Below are 16,631 nucleotides of genomic sequence, written 5' to 3' on the forward strand. Positions count from 1 at the left end.
ATAAAACATAACTTTTTAAGTTACTGTGCCTTGACAGCTACTTCCAGCACCAGCTGTACATCCATAACAATGTTGATTTATAATAATATTTCTATCTTGAAGTAATTCTTCGTTATACTCTGAAATATGTTTTACTTTACTAGCTACTTTTAAATTCAACATTTGGTTAAAATCGCAGTCGTATAAATAACCTTCCCAGCTAATAGATAATGTATTGGTACACATTACATTTTCTACAGCCATTGGGTTATATGCTTCAACTAAAGCATGCATATAATCTTCATAATTTTCTGAAGCGATTAAATAATCTAAAAAACGACTTATAGGTAAATTAGTAATAGCAAATAAGCTATTAAAAGTTATAGAGAAATCATCAGATAAAGCTTTTTTAAAGTCTTTTTCCATCGAAGCTTGATCTCCAGGTAAAAAGGCCCCAGAAGGATTGTAAACAAGATCTAGTTTCAATCCTGTGTTTTCTATACCATAACCAACTGCATTTAACTCTTGTAAAGCCTTGATAGATTTATCAAAAACACCATCACCACGCTGTTTATCAGTTTTTCCACGAGTCCAATGTGGCATAGAGCTAACAACATGAACATTGTGTTTTTTGAAAAATTCAGGTAAATCGTAATACTTTTTATTGGCTCTTATAATTGTTAAGTTTGAACGAACAATAAAATCTTTAATTCCAGCCTTTGCAGCTTCTTCAACAAACCATCTAAAATTAGGATTCATTTCAGGAGCACCTCCAGTTAAATCTAATGTATGGGCGCCAGTAGTTTTAATGACTTTTAAGCATTGATGCATAGTTTCCTTTGTCATTATTTCTTTTCGATCAGGACCTGCATCAACATGACAATGAGCACACACCTGATTGCACATGTAGCCTAAATTAATTTGTAATACCTCTAACTTTTTAGGGCGAAGAGGAAATTGGTTTGTTTCTCTAATTTTTTTAGCAAAAGTTGGCAGTTCATCTTTAAAAATTCCATTTGATAAAATTTCTATTTGACGCTGTGTATTTGCTAAATCATTATTTCTTGCTAAAAGCGATTTTTTAGTCATACTTTAATATTGAGTAGGGGTGAACGCAGTTAAATATTATATAATAGCTATGTTCGAAGTAATTTTTTATAGAAATATTACATTTCTAATTTATTTACCTTATTCATCATTTGCACTCCATGCACTAAGGTAGCTCCACTTTTAATAGCAGCACCAACATGAATAGCCTCCATCATTTCTTCTTTGGTTACACCTCTTTGTAATCCATCTTTAGTATAAGCATCAATGCAATAAGGGCATTGTTCAGTATGAGCAACAGCTAAAGCAATCAAGCTTTTTTCACGTGCAGTTAAAGCTCCTTCTTCAAATACTTTTCCGTAATAATCAAAAAATTTAGTACCTAATTCTTCGTTCCACTCCGTTATTTTACCAAACTTTCTTAAGTCAGCTGGGTCGTAATATGTTTTAGACATTTGTTCAATTATTTTTTGGTTGAAAAGTAAAAATACAAATTGTTTTTGCAATTACTTTTGCTAGAGGTACTGCTATTTTCCATTTAAATTCCAATCATATTGTAAATGACTAATCTTGGCTTTGTTACTAATTTTAGTTTTTGAGTATTTGTTTAAAAAATCAATTAAGCTCCCATTTTTGGTAAAATCTCCTTCAAACCATTCAAAGATTTTAGATAAATGAATTTTCTTTTCAGATATTTTATTTCGCTTAGGGTCATTAATGAATTTTTCCATTAAATCTGTTGTTTTACTTTCGTAATTATCTTCAGTAAAGGCAAAGTTACCCAATTGAGGGCATGAGCCAGAAGCGCAATTCACTCCAACATGAATTTTTGGATCGTTAAATTGTTTACGTAATATTTTATGTTCAATATGATTTAAAGTATATGTTTTATTACCAACTTTAGCAAATTTTATATTCCAAGCATCTTTACCTTTCTTTTTAATTTTTAAAATACTTTTTAAAGGATAATTGTCTAAAATCAATTTAATAGTATAGGCATTATAAGCGTTTACCCAAAAAGCTTTGGTTTTATTAGCAGGCCAATTTTTTTTAGGAGAAGTTTTAGCTAAATAATCTAGATAGGTTTGTAGCTTAGCTTCATCTTTTTTGAATGCTTTGTAATTCACATTTCCTTTACTATCAACATGTGTTTTTAATAATGAATTAAAAACAGCTGTTTGACTAAATGAATTTATAAAAAAAGAAAGACTAAGGATTAAAAATATTTTTCGCATTTTACATATTGTTTTAAACTGGTGATTTAGACGGGTAATTAATTAATACATTACAAAAAATATTCCAGAATTATAAAACAAAAAAACCTTAACAAATAAATGTTAAGGTTTTGTACTGAAGGCGGGACTTGAACCCGCACGGACATTACAGTCCATTGGATTTTAAGTCCAACGTGTCTACCAATTCCACCACTTCAGCATAATACTATGCTATATGTTTTTTTTGACTACTTTTAAAATTAAGCCTCGCTAATTAAAGCGAGGCTTGGTACTGAAGGCGGGACTTGAACCCGCACGGACATTACAGTCCATTGGATTTTAAGTCCAACGTGTCTACCAATTCCACCACTTCAGCATAATCTCTTTTAAAAGGTTAAGAGCGAAAGACGGGATTTGAACCCGCGACCCCCACCTTGGCAAGGTGATGCTCTACCCCTGAGCTACTTTCGCGTAGTCAAAAATTATTTTAAAGAACGTGCATTACTCTGAATGCGGGTGCAAATATAACACCCTTTTTTGAATTACAAAAAAAGTTTTTAATTTTTTTTAATTAATTTTAAAAAGTATGGTGGTTCTATAAGAAAGAAATATCTTTGCAGAAATTTTTAAATAACAAGGTGAGTACTGTTTCAACAATACAAGATAAAACATCTATAAAGGTATTATTTTCTGATTTTAAACAGATTACTAAAGTAGGACTGTCTGTAAGTGTAGTTTTTACTTCAATTACAGGATATCTATTAGGTGCTGATAAAATTAATTATACTACTATATTACTTTTAGCTATCGGAGGTTTTTTTATGGTAGGAGCTTCAAATGCTTTTAATCAAATAATAGAAAAGGATATAGACGCGTTAATGCAGCGAACTAAAAATCGTCCATTACCTTCCAAAAGAATGTCTGTAACTACAGCAATGGTTATTGCAATATTATTTACAATTGCTGGAATTGCAATTTTATATGCAATAAATCCTAAATGTGCTTTATTTGGAGCGGTATCTATTTTTTTATATACAAGTGCCTACACTCCATTAAAAGCAATTACTCCTTTAGCAGTTTTTGTTGGTGCTATTCCAGGAGCAATTCCATTCATGTTAGGTTGGGTTGCTGCAACGGGACAGTTTGGTGTCGAAGCAGGATTTTTATTTATGATTCAGTTTTTTTGGCAATTTCCTCATTTTTGGGCAATAGGTTGGTTGCAATTTGAAGAGTATAATAAAGCAGGCTTGCATATGTTGCCAATGGATAAAAAAGACAAAGGTGCAGTAGTACAGATAATTTTTTATACTTGTGTAATGATTTTAATGTCTATAGCTCCTGTATTAAAAGTAACAGGAAACTTTTATATATACCCACTTACTGCTGTTATAATTTTACTATTAGGTATCTTAATGTTGTTTTATGGTATTAAATTATATAAGTCAGAAGAGAATATTGATGCAAGAAAATTAATGTTGGCAAGTGTTTTTTATATTACAATTGTGCCAATAATATATGTAGTAGATAAATTTTTACATTAATGAGTGAACAAACACAAACATTACAAGAAGAATTAAAAACAGCTAAAAGAAAATCTGCAAAACCAATGTTGTGGATTTCCATGATAAGTATGGTTATGTTTTTTGCAGGGTTAACAAGTGCTTATGTTGTTAGTATGAATCGTGAAGATTGGGTTACTTTTGATTTGCCTCAAGCGTTTTATATAAGTACTATTTTAATCATTTTAAGTAGTATTACACTGTTTTTATCACATAAAACTCTTAAAAAAGATAATTTAAAAGCCTCTTTTATGCTTTTATTGGTAACATTTATACTTGGTTTAGGTTTTATTTGGTATCAATATGTAGGGTTTAATCAACTAAAAGAAGTAGGGTTATATTTTACTGGACCAGAAAGTACAGTTTCTACATCTTTTATTATAGGAATTACATTTATGCACGTATTGCACCTGTTAGCAGGGGTTGTCGTGTTATTAGTCGTTATTTATAATCATTTTAAAAAGAAGTATTCATCTACTGATATGCTTGGGTTTGAACTAGGTGCAATCTTTTGGCACTTTGTAGATGTTTTGTGGATTTATCTATTTTTCTTTTTCTATTTTATTAAATGATGAGAAATGCTTAATTTTGGCGCACTGTTTTAACAAAAATTAACTAAATAGTATTTATGGAAGCAAATATTGCTGTAAATTCTGACAAAAAAGAAACCTGGAGCGGAGGTGGCGAAAAGCCATTTGGAGCTAGTTATGGTAAAATGATGATGTGGTTTTTCATCGTGTCTGATGCATTAACCTTTACTGGGTTTTTAGCTGCGTACGGTTTAACACGTTTTAAATTTATTGACTCATGGCCAATTGCCGATGAAGTTTTTACACACTTTCCTGGGTTACATGGGGTACATGCACCAATGTATTATGTAGCTTTAATGACCTTTATCTTAATTATATCATCAGTAACGATGGTATTAGCAGTTGATGCTGGTCATCAAATGAAAAAGAAAAAGGTAGCTTGGTATATGTTTGCAACTATAATTTTTGGAATTATTTTTGTAGGATCGCAAGCTTGGGAATGGAAAAACTTTATTAACGGTTCTTATGGAGCTGTTAAAACTACTGATAACCATATTTTACAGTTTGTAAAAGATGGTCATCAAATAGCTTTAGCAGATTTTGTACATAATGACAGGAAAGATGGTAGGGTTCAGCATGCGAAAGAAAATGGATTATGGTTTGAAAAAGAGGGAACAATTTCTGAATATTCTGTAGCACAAGTTCAGGAAGCATTTAAGAATAATCCTTCTTTACTAATAAGAACAGAAAAGATTAATCTTGAAACAAAGCAAAAAATCGTATTATCTAGAGAAGAAAGTTTAGCTCAATTAGCCAAAGCTAATATGGTGGTTGAAGGAGCTAATTTGCATGTAAATGAATATGGGAATCCTATTTTTGCAGATTTCTTTTTCTTTATTACAGGTTTTCATGGTTTTCACGTAGTTTCAGGTATATTAATAAACATTATTATTTTCTTTAATGTCGTATTAGGTACTTATGAAAGAAGAGGACATTATGAAATGGTTGAAAAAGTAGGTTTATATTGGCACTTTGTAGATTTAGTATGGGTATTTGTTTTCACATTCTTCTACTTAGTATAATTTTAAAGTATTAAAAAAATGGCAGGTCACGCACACGAATCAAATACAAAAAGAATTTGGATTGTTTTAGCAATCTTAACTATAGTAACAACAGTAGAAGTAGCTTTTGGTATTATTAAGCCAGATGCTTTACATTTACATGGTATAGGAACTAGTTGGTTAAACTGGATGTTTATCATTTTAACAATTGTAAAAGCATACTATATAGCATGGGCATTTATGCACTTAGAAGGTGAGAAAACATGGTTTAGACGATCTATAGTTTGGACAGCTACCTTTTTAATATGCTACCTTATAGCGTTAATATTAATTGAAGGAGGCTATTTATACGATACATTAGCACCATTAGTAAAATGGTAATTTTATAAAATTAAAAAAGAGGTGGTGTTTAACCACCTTTTTTTATCTCTAAAAAGAACGAACTGTTATGAGTAAAAAACAAAAGTTTATAGTATTGTTTGCACTTTTTATAGTGCCTTTATTATTTTATATATTCTTGTCACTTGGTATTAATAACTTTGCTAAACTACCAGTTTTAACAAAAAATGTAACAGATATATCTGCTATTACTAAAAAAGCTACATTTGATAGGAAAATATCAATTGTTACTTTTTTAGGTAGTGATATTCAATTAGCAAAAGGTGAGTTATTTAATTTAACTGAGAAAATATACAAACCATTTTATGGGTTTAAAGATTTTCAAATGATTGTTGTTGCTTTAAAAGGTACAGAACAAAAGGTTGAAAAACTTAAAAAAGAAATTGGAGCTTTTACAAATATGATAAAATGGAATTTTATTTTTGCCGATGAGGTTGAAATAAAGGTATTGTATGAAAGTTTTAATACGAATCAATCATTAGATTCTAATGTGCATACATCTAAAGCATTTATTATAGATAAAGATATCAGTTTAAGAGGAAGAGATGATGATAAAGATGCAGCAGGAGGAAAGTTATTTGGTTATAATATGAAATCTGTTAGTGAGTTAAATAATAAAATGAAAGATGATGTTAAAGTTGTTTTAGCTGAGTATCGTTTAGCTCTCAAAAAAAATAATGCCGATAGAGAAATTTAATAATTAAAAAATGAAAAAAAAGGATTATTCATATATAGGGATTTCGTTTATTATATTACTTTTTGGAATTTATGCGGTTCCAAAGATTGTAAAACATTTTCAAACTGCAGATTTGCATAAATTTAATAAAGTTCCATCTTTTGAATTTGTAAATCAAGAAAAGAAAACCATCACAAATGATGATTTCAAAGGAAAGGTTTATGTAGTAGAATTTTTCTTTGCTACTTGTCCTACCATTTGTCCAATTATGAATAGAAGAATGGTTGATATACAAAATGAATTTATGGGGAATCCTAATTTTGGAATTGCTTCATTTACTATTACTCCAGAAATTGACACTCCTAGAAAATTAAAAGATTATGCTGCAATACATGGAATAAATCATAAAAATTGGCATTTACTAACAGGTAAAGATGAGAGTATTGTGTATGATTTATCTAACGAAGGATTTAAATTATTTGTAGGTAAAGGGGAAGATAGTCATGGTGGTTTTGAACACTCAGGGTTATTTGCTTTAGTTGATAAAGATGGATATATTCGTTCAAGATACGATGAGCATGGAAATCCAATTATGTATTATCGAGCTTTAGATGAACACGGTTTTTCAAATCAAATACAAGAATTAAAACAAGATATTAAATTATTATTAAATGAGTAAGGTTAATAATTTAGAAGAAAAAAAATATAAAAGGTTAATTACAATAGTATCTGTGGTAATTCCTTTGGCAGTAGCAGCTTTATTTGGAATAAAAATCCCTAATGTAGAACCTTTGTCATTCTTACCTCCTATATATGCAAGTATAAATGGAATTACGGCTGTTTTACTGGTTGCTTCTATAGTTGCTATAAAAAAAGGAAATAAAAAGTTGCACGAACAATTAAATACAACTGCAATCATTTGCTCTGCACTTTTCCTAGTAATGTATGTAGCTTATCACATGACATCTAATTCTACTAAGTTTGGAGGAGAAGGAGTTATTAAATACCTGTATTTTTTTATTTTAATAACGCACATATTATTATCGATCGTTATTATACCATTTGTATTAATAACATTTATGAGAGCTAGATTAGGTAATTTTCCTGAACATAAAAAAATTGCAAAAATTACATTTCCATTATGGTTATATGTTGCGATAACTGGAGTAATAGTGTATTTAATGATTTCACCTTATTATGTATAAAAAGATATTAATTTCATTCTTAGTAATTATTTTTACAGGAAAGAAGTCATTTTCACAATGTGCTATGTGTAAGGCTGTTGTTGAAGGTGGTGATGTAAGTATGGCTGAAGGTGTTAATAATGGTATTACCTATTTAATGGTGTTTCCTTATATCTTAGTTGGGGTATTATTCTATTTTATTTATAGACATAGAAAAAAAAATAAAAATTAACACTTCAATAAGATTATTTTCTTGTAACATATTTTAATTTTAGTCGTCATATACGAGGAAGCTTTAAAAAATACTGTTCATAATCAAACATGTTGTGTTCGTTTTTTTTAGTTTTTTTAATTAATTAAATTATAGGTATTTGTTATTCAGGTATTTATTATTTCTTAATTAATTGGAATACCAATTGAATATAACTAATTGAACATAAAAAATAAACGTCTTGAAAACTAAAATTGTATTATTAATTACTTTATTATCAGCATTGGGAGGTTATTCTCAAAAGAAATGGACACTTAAAGAGTGTGTTAATTATGCATTAGAAAACAACATCACAATTAAGCAAAATAAATTAAATGTAAAACTTGCTGAAAAAGATGTTGACATAGCTAAAGGAAATTTTTTACCAGATTTAAATGGATCTTCAAGAGGAAATTTTTCATCAGGACTTTCTCAAGATAGAAATGGAATACTTCAGAATACTCAAAACTTTAACTCATCGTTTTCTTTATCAAGTGGAGGTACAATTTTTAATGGGTTTAGAAATATTAATTCTAAAAAACAAGCTGTACTTGGGGTTAAAGGAAATGAATTAGATTTAGCTAAAATTGAAAATGACATTTCATTAAATGTTGTAAATACATATTTAAATGTGTTATTTGCAAAAGAAAATTTGGCAGTAGCGGTTGTTCAAGCTGAAATTAGTAAAAAACAAATAGCAAGGGCAAAGGCTCAATTTGATGCAGGTGCAATTCCTAAAGGTGATTTGTTAAATGTACAATCAACGGCATCAAATGATGCGCAAAACGTTGTTTTACAAGAAAACACATTGAATTTAGCATTGCTTAGACTTGCTCAGTTACTTCAAATATCATCAGATAACTTTGATGTTGAAAAAATTAATATTGACTCACCATCTCTTAGTTTATTATATAATTCTTCAAATGCAGTTTATGAAAAAGCATTGACTAATAGACCAGAAATTGAAAGAGCTAAATTAAATGTAGAAAATTCTTTAATAAGTTTACAATTAGCTAAAGGCGCGTACTTACCTACTTTAACTTATTCATTAGGTGTTAGTAGTTCATTTTTTCACCAGTTTAATAATTTAATCCGTCCTAATGATTACTTTTTAAGACAAATAAACGATAGAATTAGTTATAGCGCTGGTTTATCACTTAATATTCCAATATTTAATCGTTTTCAAACAAAAAATAGAGTAGCTAAATCTGTTATCAATAAAGAGATTTCAGAAATAGCATTAGAAAGTCAGAAGTTGCAATTACAACAAGAGATAGAAAAATCTTATTTAGATGCTAAAGCAGCAGCAAAAACATATGAAGCAGCTAATATATCTTTAGAAGCACAGAATGAAGCTTTTAAAAACGCACAAGTAAGTTACGATTATGGTTCTATGACACAGTTTGATTTTGATCAAGTAAGAAATAGATTAGTAAATGCCGAAGGAGCCATGATAAGAGCTAAATACGATTATGTATTTAAAACAAAAGTGTTAAAATTTTATTTTGGAGAATCAATTCTAGATTAATATCAGGGGATAATTTATTATTGATATAGAACCTTACCAATTTGGTAAGGTTTTTCATTATAATGTATCTTTGTTGAAAATATTTTTTTATCGTGTCAATAATCTTAAACATAGAAACAGCAACAAAAAATTGCTCAGTTAGTATAGCAAAAAACGGAGATGTTTTAGCAAGTAAAGAATTAAATAATGGAAATTATTCTCATGCTGAAAAATTACACCCCTTTATTCAAGATGTTTTAAATGAGGCTTCAATAAGTATAGATGAAATAGATGCTGTAGCAGTAAGTAAAGGCCCGGGGTCATATACTGGGTTAAGAATTGGAGTTTCTGCTACTAAAGGTTTATGTTTTTCTTTTGATGTACCACTTATTGCAGTAGATACATTAAAATCTCTTTCTATGAATGCTAATATAGATGAAGGCTTAATTGTACCCATGATTGATGCAAGAAGAATGGAAGTATATTCTGCTATTTATGATAAAAATTACAATCAAGTACGTGAAATAAGGGCTGAAATTATTGATGAAAATTCATTCGAAGAATTGTTAACAGACAATAAAGTTTATTTTTTAGGAGACGGTTCAGAAAAATGTAAAAATATCATAACTCATAGAAATGCAATTTTTATTGATGAAAAGTTCCCTTCAGCAAAAGAAATGGCACTATTGAGTTTTGAAAAGCATAAAAAAAACGACATCGAAGATGTCGCTTATTTTGAACCTTTTTATTTAAAAGATTTTGTTGCCATACCAGAAAAAAAGCGTTAATCTTTTTTCTGTATCTCAACAGCATGTGGGTATGGTATCTCTATACCTGCTTTATCTAATGCGATTTTAACGTTTTCAGTAGTTTCAAAATATACATCCCAATAATCAGCTGTGTTAGCCCATGGACGCACAGCAAAGTTAACTGAGCTATCAGCTAATTCAGATACATTTACCGTAGGAGCAGGATCTTTTAATGTTTTTGGATTTGAAATTAACACGTCCATTAAAATATCTTTTGTCTTTTTAATGTCTGCATCATAAGAAACACCAAAAGTTAAATCAACACGAAGTTTTCCCTCAGCTGTATAATTTATGATATTTCCGTTTGATAATGAACCGTTAGGTATAATAGCTAATTTATTACCTGGAGTATTAATGTGAGTTGTAAAAATTTGAATTTCTTTTACAACACCAACAATTCCTTGAGCTTCTATTAAGTCACCAACCTTAAATGGCCTAAAAATCATTATTAAGGCACCACCAGCAAAATTAGATAAAGATCCTTGTAAAGCTAAACCAATCGCTAAACCAGCCGCACCAATAATTGCTGCAAATGATGTTGTTGCTACTCCTAACTTTGAAATAACTGTAACAAAAAGTAAAGCTTTTAAAGCCCAACTAAATAAGTCGCCTAAAAATTTTTGAAGCGTTATGTCAACATCTTGCTTCTTCATTATTTTTTTACTCCCTTTTACAATTAGTTTTATAGCAAAAAGTCCAACAATTAAGATTGCTAGTGCTGTTAAAAGTTTCGGAGTGTAGTTAATTAACAGTTCTTTAAATTTTTCAGTATACTGTTCCATTTTCTTTAATAAATTTAATAATTAAGTTTAAATAATATTTATTGAATAGTAGTAGTTAGGTAATATTCAAAATTTAGATAAATATGCTTAAAAGAGCAATTAAAGCTGGTATTGATTGTATAAAAAATATTTTTGATTTTTTAGTAGAATATGCTCCATAAACTCCAGCAATAAAAACACAAATTATAAAATAAATAGCGACGTCTGTTTTCTGAGAAACTATAGACCATATTAAACCACCAGCAAGAAAACCATTGTATAAACCTTGATTTGCTGCTAAAACTTTAGTTTCTTCTGCAAACTCTTTGTTTTTTAAACCGAAAGCCTTTATACCTTTAGGTTTTGTCCATAATACCATTTCTAGTATTACTATGTAAATATGAATTACGGCGATAAAGCCAACTAAGAAGAGTGATAAATAGTTCATTTTTAATTGTTTTTAATTTAAAATAGTTGCTTTTTTTATTTTCAGGAAGAAAACCTTGTAAGTACTGCTTATACAAACATACATAAAGCATTTGTTATTTTGTTACGTTTTTTAAAAATTGAGATATTACTTTGAGTTGTATTTCTATATAATATTTGTCAGAGAAATATTATGAGCTTACTTATTTATGAAGTCAAATAGCTAGATTAAATTCTTCGTAACAAAAAAATGCGACCTTGTAAATACAAAATCGCACCAATAGTAGTTAGTATTTATGTAGTTACTTTACTTCAAAAGTAACTTTTAAGTTTACTCTAAATTCACTTACTTCATCATCATTTACCACAACACTTTGAGATTGTACAAAAGCAGATTTAATGTTTTTAACAGATTTAGAAGCCTGTTTAATTGCTTTTCTTGTTGCTTCTTCCCAACTTTTGTCAGAGTTAGCTAAAATCTCAATAACTTTCATTACAGCCATAATAATTTTTTTTATGATTAATACTTACTTGTAAAAGTACAAAAAATAGGGAAAAAGACCTAATGTTAATTTAATGTTACGTAATTGTTGTTTAAGTGTAAAATTATATATATATTTGTAATGTTAGTGTTAATGATTAAAATGATAGACATGAAAAAAATAATTATTTTAGCTTGTATCTTAGCTGTTTCAGTATTACAAGCACAGGTAGGACCTAAGTTTGAGAAAGCAGGAGATTTAGTTAAAGCTACTTATTTTTATAAAGATGGAAAGGTTAAAGAACAAGGTTTTTTTTAAAGATAAGAAATTAACTGGCACTTGGATTACTTTTAGTAAAGAAGGTAATAAAACTGCAATAGCTCACTATAAAGCTGGTAAAAAAGTTGGAAAGTGGTTTATGTGGCAAAAGGATGGATTAAAAGAGATTGATTATGAAAACAATGCAATAGCTAGTGTTCAGAATTGGAAAGATGATACTAAGATTGCAGTTAAATAGCACTTAATTTATTTCAAATAGATAAAAAATCCGAGTATATATGTACTCGGATTTTTATTTTCTACCAAAATCAGCTGGAATTTCTCCCCATGCTTTCGTTTCCCATTTTAAAATAGTTACTTCTACAGGGTTTTTATGTAACCAACTTTCTGCTCGTTTTATTAACTCTAAAATATCTTTATTGGTATTATTAAATTGAACGTTTGTTTTACATTGTTTTTTTTTAATCCAACCAATAGCAATTTTTGAATCTGAATAAATAGGAATATTTTTTATTTTTTTATTTTTTAGTAAAGCTATTCCATGAACTAATGCTAAAAACTCACCAATATTATTTGTGCCGTTTTTAAAAGGCCCCATTTTAAAAATTTCTTTTTTATTATGTGTCAAAACACCTCTGTATTCCATTATACCTGGGTTTCCTGCACACGCAGCATCTACCGAAATACTTTCTAAAATAGGTGTTCCATATTTCTCTTTCTCACTGTTTGATAAAACTTTTTTCTTGGTGTTTAAACCTTTGTAGTCACTATAGCTTTTTTTAAATGCTATTTCAGCTTCTTTTTTATCTATAAAAGCTTTGTATTGTGCACCGTCGTATGAATGGATTTGCTTCTTACATTCTGACCAAGAAGAAAAAATCCCAGTTTTCTTGCCTTTCCAAACAACATAATATTTTTTTTTACCCATTTTTTAAAATTACGCTTTCAATTACCTTTGGGAAGTGCTCATATTCTAAAATATGAACTTTTTTTGCTATAGATTCAGGTGTATCTTTACTATTTAACTCTGTTTTTGCTTGAAAAATGATAGCTCCTTCATCATAATTTTCATTTACATAATGAATTGTGATACCAGTTTCAGAATCATTATTTTTTTTGACAGCTTTATGAACATTCATGCCATACATTCCTTTTCCACCATATTTAGGAAGTAAAGCAGGATGTATATTTATTATTTTATTAGGAAAAGCTTCTACAATTTTAGAAGGTATTTTTCTTAAAAAACCTGCCAAAACAATAATGTCAGCTTCAACCTGTAAAAAATTCAGCACAGTGTCATCTTTTGTAAAGCTCTCTTTATCAAACAATGAAGCGTCGGTATCAAGCCGTTCACAACGTTCAAAAACTTTGGCATGTTCATTGTTAGAAAGCACATGAGTAACTACTGCATGTTTAGAAGTTTGAAAATATTTAATAATGTTTTCGGCGTTGGTACCAGATCCAGAAGCAAAAATTACGATACGTTTCATACTGATTAAGTTGTATTGTTACTGCAAAAAAAAGAATAATTATTAACAATGATGAGCTATATAATAAAAGATTCAAGTATTTTTTTTATTTTAGACATCACATTATTTGGACAAAAATTAGAATTAAAACTTAAGATTTGTATTTTTGCCCCGATTTTAAATTTTAAAACTTATAAAATTATGTCAGACATTGCATCAAGAGTAAAAGCAATTATCGTAGATAAATTAGGAGTAGACGATAACGAAGTAACTAACGAAGCAAGCTTCACAAACGATTTAGGAGCAGATTCATTAGATACTGTTGAGTTAATTATGGAATTCGAAAAAGAATTTGATATTCAAATTCCAGATGATCAAGCTGAGAACATCGGAACAGTAGGTCAAGCGGTTAGCTATATAGAAGACGCAAAAAAATAAGAATTATATGCAATTAAAGCGAGTTGTAGTAACTGGACTTGGCGCATTAACGCCAATAGGAAACAATAAAAATGAGTATTGGAATAGCTTAGTTAACGGAGTTAGCGGAGCAGCACCTATAACGTATTTTGATGCTGCCAAGTTCAAAACTCGTTTTGCATGTGAGTTAAAGAATTTTACGGTGACTGACTTCATGAATAGGAAAGATGCTCGTAAAATGGATAGATTTACACAATATGCAATGGTAGCTTCAGATGAAGCCATAGCTGATGCAAAGTTAAATCTAGATGACGTTAATAAGTTAAGAGTTGGCGTTATATGGGGAGCAGGAATAGGTGGTTTAGAAACTTTTCAGAACGAAGCATTTAATTATGCTAAAGGTGATGGAACTCCTAAATTCAATCCATTCTTTATCCCAAAAATGATTGCAGATATCGCTCCAGGAAATATATCTATTAAAAATGGATTTATGGGGCCTAATTATACAACAGTATCTGCATGTGCATCATCAGCTAATGCTATGATTGATGCGTTAAATTACATAAGACTTGGACATTGTGATGTTATTGTTACTGGTGGTAGTGAAGCCGCGGTAACTATTGCAGGAATGGGAGGTTTTAATGCAATGCATGCTTTATCAACAAGAAATGAAACTCCAGAATCTGCATCAAGACCTTTTGATGCTGAACGTGATGGTTTTGTTTTAGGTGAAGGAGCTGGTGCTATTATTTTAGAAGAGTATGAACACGCGAAAGCTAGAGGTGCAAAAATTTACGCTGAAGTTGTAGGTGGTGGTTTATCTTCTGATGCACATCATATGACAGCACCACATCCTGAAGGTATTGGTGTAATTGCTGTAATGAAAAATTGCCTTGAAAATGCAGGTTTAAAACCTGAAGATGTAGATCATATAAACACTCACGGTACTTCTACTCCGTTGGGTGATGTAGCTGAATTAAAGGCTATTTCTGAAGTATTTGGAGATCATGCTAAAAACATTAACATTAATTCAACAAAATCTATGACTGGTCACTTGTTAGGTGCTGCTGGTGCTATTGAAGCTATAGCTTCAATTTTAGCTATGGAGCATGGAGTTATTCCTCCTACAATTAACCATAATAATGTAGATGAGAATATTAATTCAGAGTTAAACTTAACTTTGAATAAGGCTCAAAAAAGAGATGTTAAAGTAGCAATGAGTAATACTTTTGGATTTGGAGGGCATAATGCTTGTGTTGTTTTCAAAAAACTAGATTAATCTCATATGAATTTTCTTCGTAGAATAGTTAAACCCCAGAATAAAGAGGATGAAGACTTTTACTACGAATTAAAAGAACTGCTTAATTTTAAACCTATAAAGTTATCGCATTATAAAAAAGCGTTTACTCATAGGTCTTTAAAAATGGTAGATAAGAAAGGTAATCCTATAAATTATGAGCGTCTTGAATTTTTAGGAGATGCTATTTTAGGTACAGTTATAGCTTCTTATTTATATAAGAAAGTACCTAAAGGTGATGAAGGTTACCTTACTCAAATGAGATCGAAAGTTGTTAGTAGAGAACATCTAAACACATTAGGTAAAGATTTAGACCTTATTAGATTCGTAAAAAGTAATATTGCTAATAATCAAGTTAGTAATAATATTCATGGAAATATTTTTGAAGCATTAATTGGTGCCATATACCTTGATAGAGGATATAATTACTGCGATCAATTCATCTATGAGCAGGTAATATTACCTTATGTAGATATTGAAAGGTTAGAAGGTAAAATATCTAGCTATAAAGGTTATATAATAGAATGGTGTCAAAAAAATAAAAAGAAATATAGTTTTGACTCTTACGAAGATACAGGTAATCAAAGTAAAAAACATTTTAGTGTTAGGATAAGTATCGATGGAGTAATGGTTGCTAAAGGAAGGGCTACTTCAAAGAAAAAAGCTGAAGAAATTGCAGCTAAGAGAGTATATTATACCATGCAAGATAAAATGTAAAGTGCTTAACTTTTCAACGAAAAGCTTTTCGTTAATTTCACATTGTAATATAGATACATTTACTAACTTAGCAAAAAACTAATCGGTGTTTTATGCCTGTTTATGAGCTGGATTTTAATGACTTTGATACTAATGAGTATATATTAATTGGAATCCATACTACTTTAAATGATTATAAATTAGCATATCTTTTAAATGGTATTTTAAATAGCTTATTTAAAAAAGCGAATTATTGCCTTGATATTAAAAGTAAAATTGATGTGAAAATATCATTTTCTGTATATGAATATTTAAACTTAAAGTCAGATCATAATTGGTTTTTAATAAATAATGTAAGTAAACATAAAATAAAATCAGAAGAAATAGGACTGTTTACAGAAAATACTGTGACAAATTACCTTGTTCCTGAAAAGAAAAAAGTTGATTATTTTATAAAAATAGAGGGGGATTTTGAATGCACGTTTATAGAAAATGCTATAAACAAAATAAAGCAAATACCTCAAGTAATAACATCATATCAAATAGAAGTTGATACGTTAAAATCTAAAGATTTTTTAATTTTTTAGCA

At 29.4% G+C, this 16,631-nt stretch carries 24 protein-coding genes and 3 tRNA genes; 16 read left to right on the forward strand and 11 right to left on the reverse strand.

The features are described 5' to 3' along the window. Positions 1 to 15 precede the first annotated feature (15 nt). From arsS to BLV71_RS06520, 6 genes are all read right to left on the reverse strand, one after another. Positions 16 to 1,068: an arsenosugar biosynthesis radical SAM (seleno)protein ArsS gene (arsS, locus tag BLV71_RS06495; protein WP_093869766.1), complete on the reverse strand. Its 1,053-nt coding sequence runs from the start codon at positions 1,066 to 1,068 to the stop codon at positions 16 to 18. 77 nt (positions 1,069 to 1,145) lie between these two features. After that, the gene (locus BLV71_RS06500; protein WP_093869767.1) at positions 1,146 to 1,481 is read right to left on the reverse strand and encodes an arsenosugar biosynthesis-associated peroxidase-like protein; all 336 of its coding nucleotides are present in this window, start codon (positions 1,479 to 1,481) and stop codon (positions 1,146 to 1,148) included. A gap of 72 nt (positions 1,482 to 1,553) precedes the next feature. After that, complete coding sequence (locus BLV71_RS06505) at positions 1,554 to 2,261, reverse strand: DUF547 domain-containing protein (protein WP_093869768.1); 708 nt, start codon at positions 2,259 to 2,261, stop codon at positions 1,554 to 1,556. A gap of 113 nt (positions 2,262 to 2,374) precedes the next feature. Continuing rightward, positions 2,375 to 2,460: transfer RNA gene (locus BLV71_RS06510), tRNA-Leu, on the reverse strand. Between the two features lie 67 nt (positions 2,461 to 2,527). Next, positions 2,528 to 2,616: transfer RNA gene (locus BLV71_RS06515), tRNA-Leu, on the reverse strand. Positions 2,617 to 2,639: 23 nt separating this feature from the next. Further along, positions 2,640 to 2,711, reverse strand: a tRNA-Gly gene (locus BLV71_RS06520). Between the two features lie 167 nt (positions 2,712 to 2,878). Here BLV71_RS06520 and cyoE point away from each other — a divergent pair. The 10 genes from cyoE to tsaB all read left to right on the forward strand — a co-directional run bounded on the left by cyoE (position 2,879) and on the right by tsaB (position 10,194). Next, positions 2,879 to 3,781: a heme o synthase gene (cyoE, locus tag BLV71_RS06525; RefSeq protein ID WP_093869769.1), complete on the forward strand. Its 903-nt coding sequence runs from the start codon at positions 2,879 to 2,881 to the stop codon at positions 3,779 to 3,781. Further along, a complete protein-coding gene (locus tag BLV71_RS06530; protein WP_093869770.1) occupies positions 3,781 to 4,371 on the forward strand; it encodes a cytochrome c oxidase subunit 3 in 591 nt (196 codons plus the stop codon). Before cyoE ends, BLV71_RS06530 begins: the two co-directional genes overlap by 1 nt. 56 nt (positions 4,372 to 4,427) lie before the next feature. Continuing rightward, positions 4,428 to 5,411 (forward strand): cytochrome c oxidase subunit 3, encoded by a 984-nt coding sequence (locus BLV71_RS06535; RefSeq protein WP_093869771.1) that lies wholly within the window; start codon positions 4,428 to 4,430, stop codon positions 5,409 to 5,411. An 18-nt stretch (positions 5,412 to 5,429) separates the two neighbouring features. After that, entirely contained in the window at positions 5,430 to 5,771 is a 342-nt protein-coding gene (locus tag BLV71_RS06540) for a cytochrome C oxidase subunit IV family protein (RefSeq protein ID WP_093869772.1), read from the forward strand. 67 nt (positions 5,772 to 5,838) lie between these two features. Further along, complete coding sequence (locus tag BLV71_RS06545) at positions 5,839 to 6,486, forward strand: hypothetical protein (RefSeq protein ID WP_093869773.1); 648 nt, start codon at positions 5,839 to 5,841, stop codon at positions 6,484 to 6,486. Between the two features lie 10 nt (positions 6,487 to 6,496). Further along, positions 6,497 to 7,144, forward strand: coding sequence for an SCO family protein (locus BLV71_RS06550; RefSeq protein WP_093869774.1), 648 nt, complete (start codon positions 6,497 to 6,499; stop codon positions 7,142 to 7,144). Further along, the gene (locus BLV71_RS06555) at positions 7,137 to 7,670 is read left to right on the forward strand and encodes a DUF420 domain-containing protein (protein WP_093869775.1); all 534 of its coding nucleotides are present in this window, start codon (positions 7,137 to 7,139) and stop codon (positions 7,668 to 7,670) included. Before BLV71_RS06550 ends, BLV71_RS06555 begins: the two co-directional genes overlap by 8 nt. After that, positions 7,663 to 7,881 (forward strand): hypothetical protein, encoded by a 219-nt coding sequence (locus BLV71_RS06560; protein WP_093869776.1) that lies wholly within the window; start codon positions 7,663 to 7,665, stop codon positions 7,879 to 7,881. The genes BLV71_RS06555 and BLV71_RS06560 overlap by 8 nt, the downstream gene beginning before the upstream one ends. Before the next feature lie 220 nt (positions 7,882 to 8,101). After that, positions 8,102 to 9,427 carry a TolC family protein gene (locus tag BLV71_RS06565; RefSeq protein ID WP_093869777.1) on the forward strand — a complete coding sequence of 442 codons (1,326 nt, stop codon included), beginning with the start codon at positions 8,102 to 8,104 and terminating at the stop codon, positions 9,425 to 9,427. Between the two features lie 92 nt (positions 9,428 to 9,519). After that, positions 9,520 to 10,194, forward strand: a complete 675-nt coding sequence (gene tsaB / locus BLV71_RS06570) for a tRNA (adenosine(37)-N6)-threonylcarbamoyltransferase complex dimerization subunit type 1 TsaB (RefSeq protein ID WP_093869778.1) — start codon at positions 9,520 to 9,522, stop codon at positions 10,192 to 10,194. Here the strand turns inward: tsaB and BLV71_RS06575 are convergent. The 3 genes from BLV71_RS06575 to BLV71_RS06585 all read right to left on the reverse strand — a co-directional run bounded on the left by BLV71_RS06575 (position 10,191) and on the right by BLV71_RS06585 (position 11,905). Then, positions 10,191 to 10,997, reverse strand: a complete 807-nt coding sequence (locus BLV71_RS06575; protein WP_093869779.1) for a mechanosensitive ion channel family protein — start codon at positions 10,995 to 10,997, stop codon at positions 10,191 to 10,193. The two genes, tsaB and BLV71_RS06575, sit on opposite strands and share 4 nt — an antisense overlap. Before the next feature lie 73 nt (positions 10,998 to 11,070). Beyond that, complete coding sequence (locus BLV71_RS06580) at positions 11,071 to 11,424, reverse strand: DUF1304 domain-containing protein (protein ID WP_093869780.1); 354 nt, start codon at positions 11,422 to 11,424, stop codon at positions 11,071 to 11,073. A gap of 280 nt (positions 11,425 to 11,704) precedes the next feature. Continuing rightward, a complete protein-coding gene (locus BLV71_RS06585; RefSeq protein ID WP_093869781.1) occupies positions 11,705 to 11,905 on the reverse strand; it encodes a dodecin family protein in 201 nt (66 codons plus the stop codon). Between the two features lie 150 nt (positions 11,906 to 12,055). Between BLV71_RS06585 and BLV71_RS18815 the strand changes: the two genes are divergently transcribed. Together BLV71_RS18815 and BLV71_RS06590 are read left to right on the forward strand one after the other, a co-directional pair. Further along, positions 12,056 to 12,202 (forward strand): hypothetical protein, encoded by a 147-nt coding sequence (locus BLV71_RS18815; RefSeq protein ID WP_255405127.1) that lies wholly within the window; start codon positions 12,056 to 12,058, stop codon positions 12,200 to 12,202. After that, positions 12,171 to 12,401 carry a toxin-antitoxin system YwqK family antitoxin gene (locus tag BLV71_RS06590; protein WP_255405128.1) on the forward strand — a complete coding sequence of 77 codons (231 nt, stop codon included), beginning with the start codon at positions 12,171 to 12,173 and terminating at the stop codon, positions 12,399 to 12,401. The genes BLV71_RS18815 and BLV71_RS06590 overlap by 32 nt, the downstream gene beginning before the upstream one ends. 54 nt (positions 12,402 to 12,455) lie before the next feature. Here BLV71_RS06590 and BLV71_RS06595 read toward each other — a convergent pair whose 3' ends face one another. Further along, positions 12,456 to 13,091, reverse strand: a complete 636-nt coding sequence (locus tag BLV71_RS06595) for a ribonuclease H1 domain-containing protein (protein WP_093869782.1) — start codon at positions 13,089 to 13,091, stop codon at positions 12,456 to 12,458. Continuing rightward, the gene (locus tag BLV71_RS06600) at positions 13,084 to 13,653 is read right to left on the reverse strand and encodes a phosphoribosylglycinamide formyltransferase (RefSeq protein ID WP_093869783.1); all 570 of its coding nucleotides are present in this window, start codon (positions 13,651 to 13,653) and stop codon (positions 13,084 to 13,086) included. Before BLV71_RS06600 ends, BLV71_RS06595 begins: the two co-directional genes overlap by 8 nt. A 180-nt stretch (positions 13,654 to 13,833) precedes the next feature. On the opposite strand from BLV71_RS06600, the gene BLV71_RS06605 reads away from it, so the two are divergent. The 4 genes from BLV71_RS06605 to BLV71_RS06620 all read left to right on the forward strand — a co-directional run bounded on the left by BLV71_RS06605 (position 13,834) and on the right by BLV71_RS06620 (position 16,629). Beyond that, a complete protein-coding gene (locus BLV71_RS06605; protein WP_093871978.1) occupies positions 13,834 to 14,070 on the forward strand; it encodes an acyl carrier protein in 237 nt (78 codons plus the stop codon). 7 nt (positions 14,071 to 14,077) lie between these two features. Continuing rightward, a complete protein-coding gene (gene fabF / locus BLV71_RS06610; protein ID WP_093869784.1) occupies positions 14,078 to 15,328 on the forward strand; it encodes a beta-ketoacyl-ACP synthase II in 1,251 nt (416 codons plus the stop codon). Between the two features lie 6 nt (positions 15,329 to 15,334). Further along, positions 15,335 to 16,063: a ribonuclease III gene (rnc, locus tag BLV71_RS06615; protein ID WP_093869785.1), complete on the forward strand. Its 729-nt coding sequence runs from the start codon at positions 15,335 to 15,337 to the stop codon at positions 16,061 to 16,063. Between the two features lie 92 nt (positions 16,064 to 16,155). After that, entirely contained in the window at positions 16,156 to 16,629 is a 474-nt protein-coding gene (locus BLV71_RS06620; protein ID WP_093869786.1) for an IPExxxVDY family protein, read from the forward strand. Positions 16,630 to 16,631: the final 2 nt, after the last annotated feature.

This window comes from Tenacibaculum sp. MAR_2010_89 (assembly GCF_900105985.1).
Classification (GTDB): domain Bacteria; phylum Bacteroidota; class Bacteroidia; order Flavobacteriales; family Flavobacteriaceae; genus Polaribacter; species Polaribacter halocynthiae.

Coding starts and splice junctions, on each gene's coding strand:
- arsS (WP_093869766.1), bottom strand. CDS start 1,068: ATGACTAAAAAATCGCTTTTAGCAAGAAATAATGATTTAGCAAATACA.
- BLV71_RS06500 (WP_093869767.1), bottom strand. CDS start 1,481: ATGTCTAAAACATATTACGACCCAGCTGACTTAAGAAAGTTTGGTAAA.
- BLV71_RS06505 (WP_093869768.1), bottom strand. CDS start 2,261: ATGCGAAAAATATTTTTAATCCTTAGTCTTTCTTTTTTTATAAATTCA.
- BLV71_RS06530 (WP_093869770.1), top strand. CDS start 3,781: ATGAGTGAACAAACACAAACATTACAAGAAGAATTAAAAACAGCTAAA.
- BLV71_RS06535 (WP_093869771.1), top strand. CDS start 4,428: ATGGAAGCAAATATTGCTGTAAATTCTGACAAAAAAGAAACCTGGAGC.
- BLV71_RS06540 (WP_093869772.1), top strand. CDS start 5,430: ATGGCAGGTCACGCACACGAATCAAATACAAAAAGAATTTGGATTGTT.
- BLV71_RS06545 (WP_093869773.1), top strand. CDS start 5,839: ATGAGTAAAAAACAAAAGTTTATAGTATTGTTTGCACTTTTTATAGTG.
- BLV71_RS06550 (WP_093869774.1), top strand. CDS start 6,497: ATGAAAAAAAAGGATTATTCATATATAGGGATTTCGTTTATTATATTA.
- BLV71_RS06555 (WP_093869775.1), top strand. CDS start 7,137: ATGAGTAAGGTTAATAATTTAGAAGAAAAAAAATATAAAAGGTTAATT.
- BLV71_RS06560 (WP_093869776.1), top strand. CDS start 7,663: ATGTATAAAAAGATATTAATTTCATTCTTAGTAATTATTTTTACAGGA.
- BLV71_RS06575 (WP_093869779.1), bottom strand. CDS start 10,997: ATGGAACAGTATACTGAAAAATTTAAAGAACTGTTAATTAACTACACT.
- BLV71_RS06580 (WP_093869780.1), bottom strand. CDS start 11,424: ATGAACTATTTATCACTCTTCTTAGTTGGCTTTATCGCCGTAATTCAT.
- BLV71_RS06585 (WP_093869781.1), bottom strand. CDS start 11,905: ATGGCTGTAATGAAAGTTATTGAGATTTTAGCTAACTCTGACAAAAGT.
- BLV71_RS18815 (WP_255405127.1), top strand. CDS start 12,056: ATGAAAAAAATAATTATTTTAGCTTGTATCTTAGCTGTTTCAGTATTA.
- BLV71_RS06590 (WP_255405128.1), top strand. CDS start 12,171: ATGGAAAGGTTAAAGAACAAGGTTTTTTTTAAAGATAAGAAATTAACT.
- BLV71_RS06595 (WP_093869782.1), bottom strand. CDS start 13,091: ATGGGTAAAAAAAAATATTATGTTGTTTGGAAAGGCAAGAAAACTGGG.
- BLV71_RS06600 (WP_093869783.1), bottom strand. CDS start 13,653: ATGAAACGTATCGTAATTTTTGCTTCTGGATCTGGTACCAACGCCGAA.
- BLV71_RS06605 (WP_093871978.1), top strand. CDS start 13,834: ATGTCAGACATTGCATCAAGAGTAAAAGCAATTATCGTAGATAAATTA.
- fabF (WP_093869784.1), top strand. CDS start 14,078: ATGCAATTAAAGCGAGTTGTAGTAACTGGACTTGGCGCATTAACGCCA.
- rnc (WP_093869785.1), top strand. CDS start 15,335: ATGAATTTTCTTCGTAGAATAGTTAAACCCCAGAATAAAGAGGATGAA.
- BLV71_RS06620 (WP_093869786.1), top strand. CDS start 16,156: ATGCCTGTTTATGAGCTGGATTTTAATGACTTTGATACTAATGAGTAT.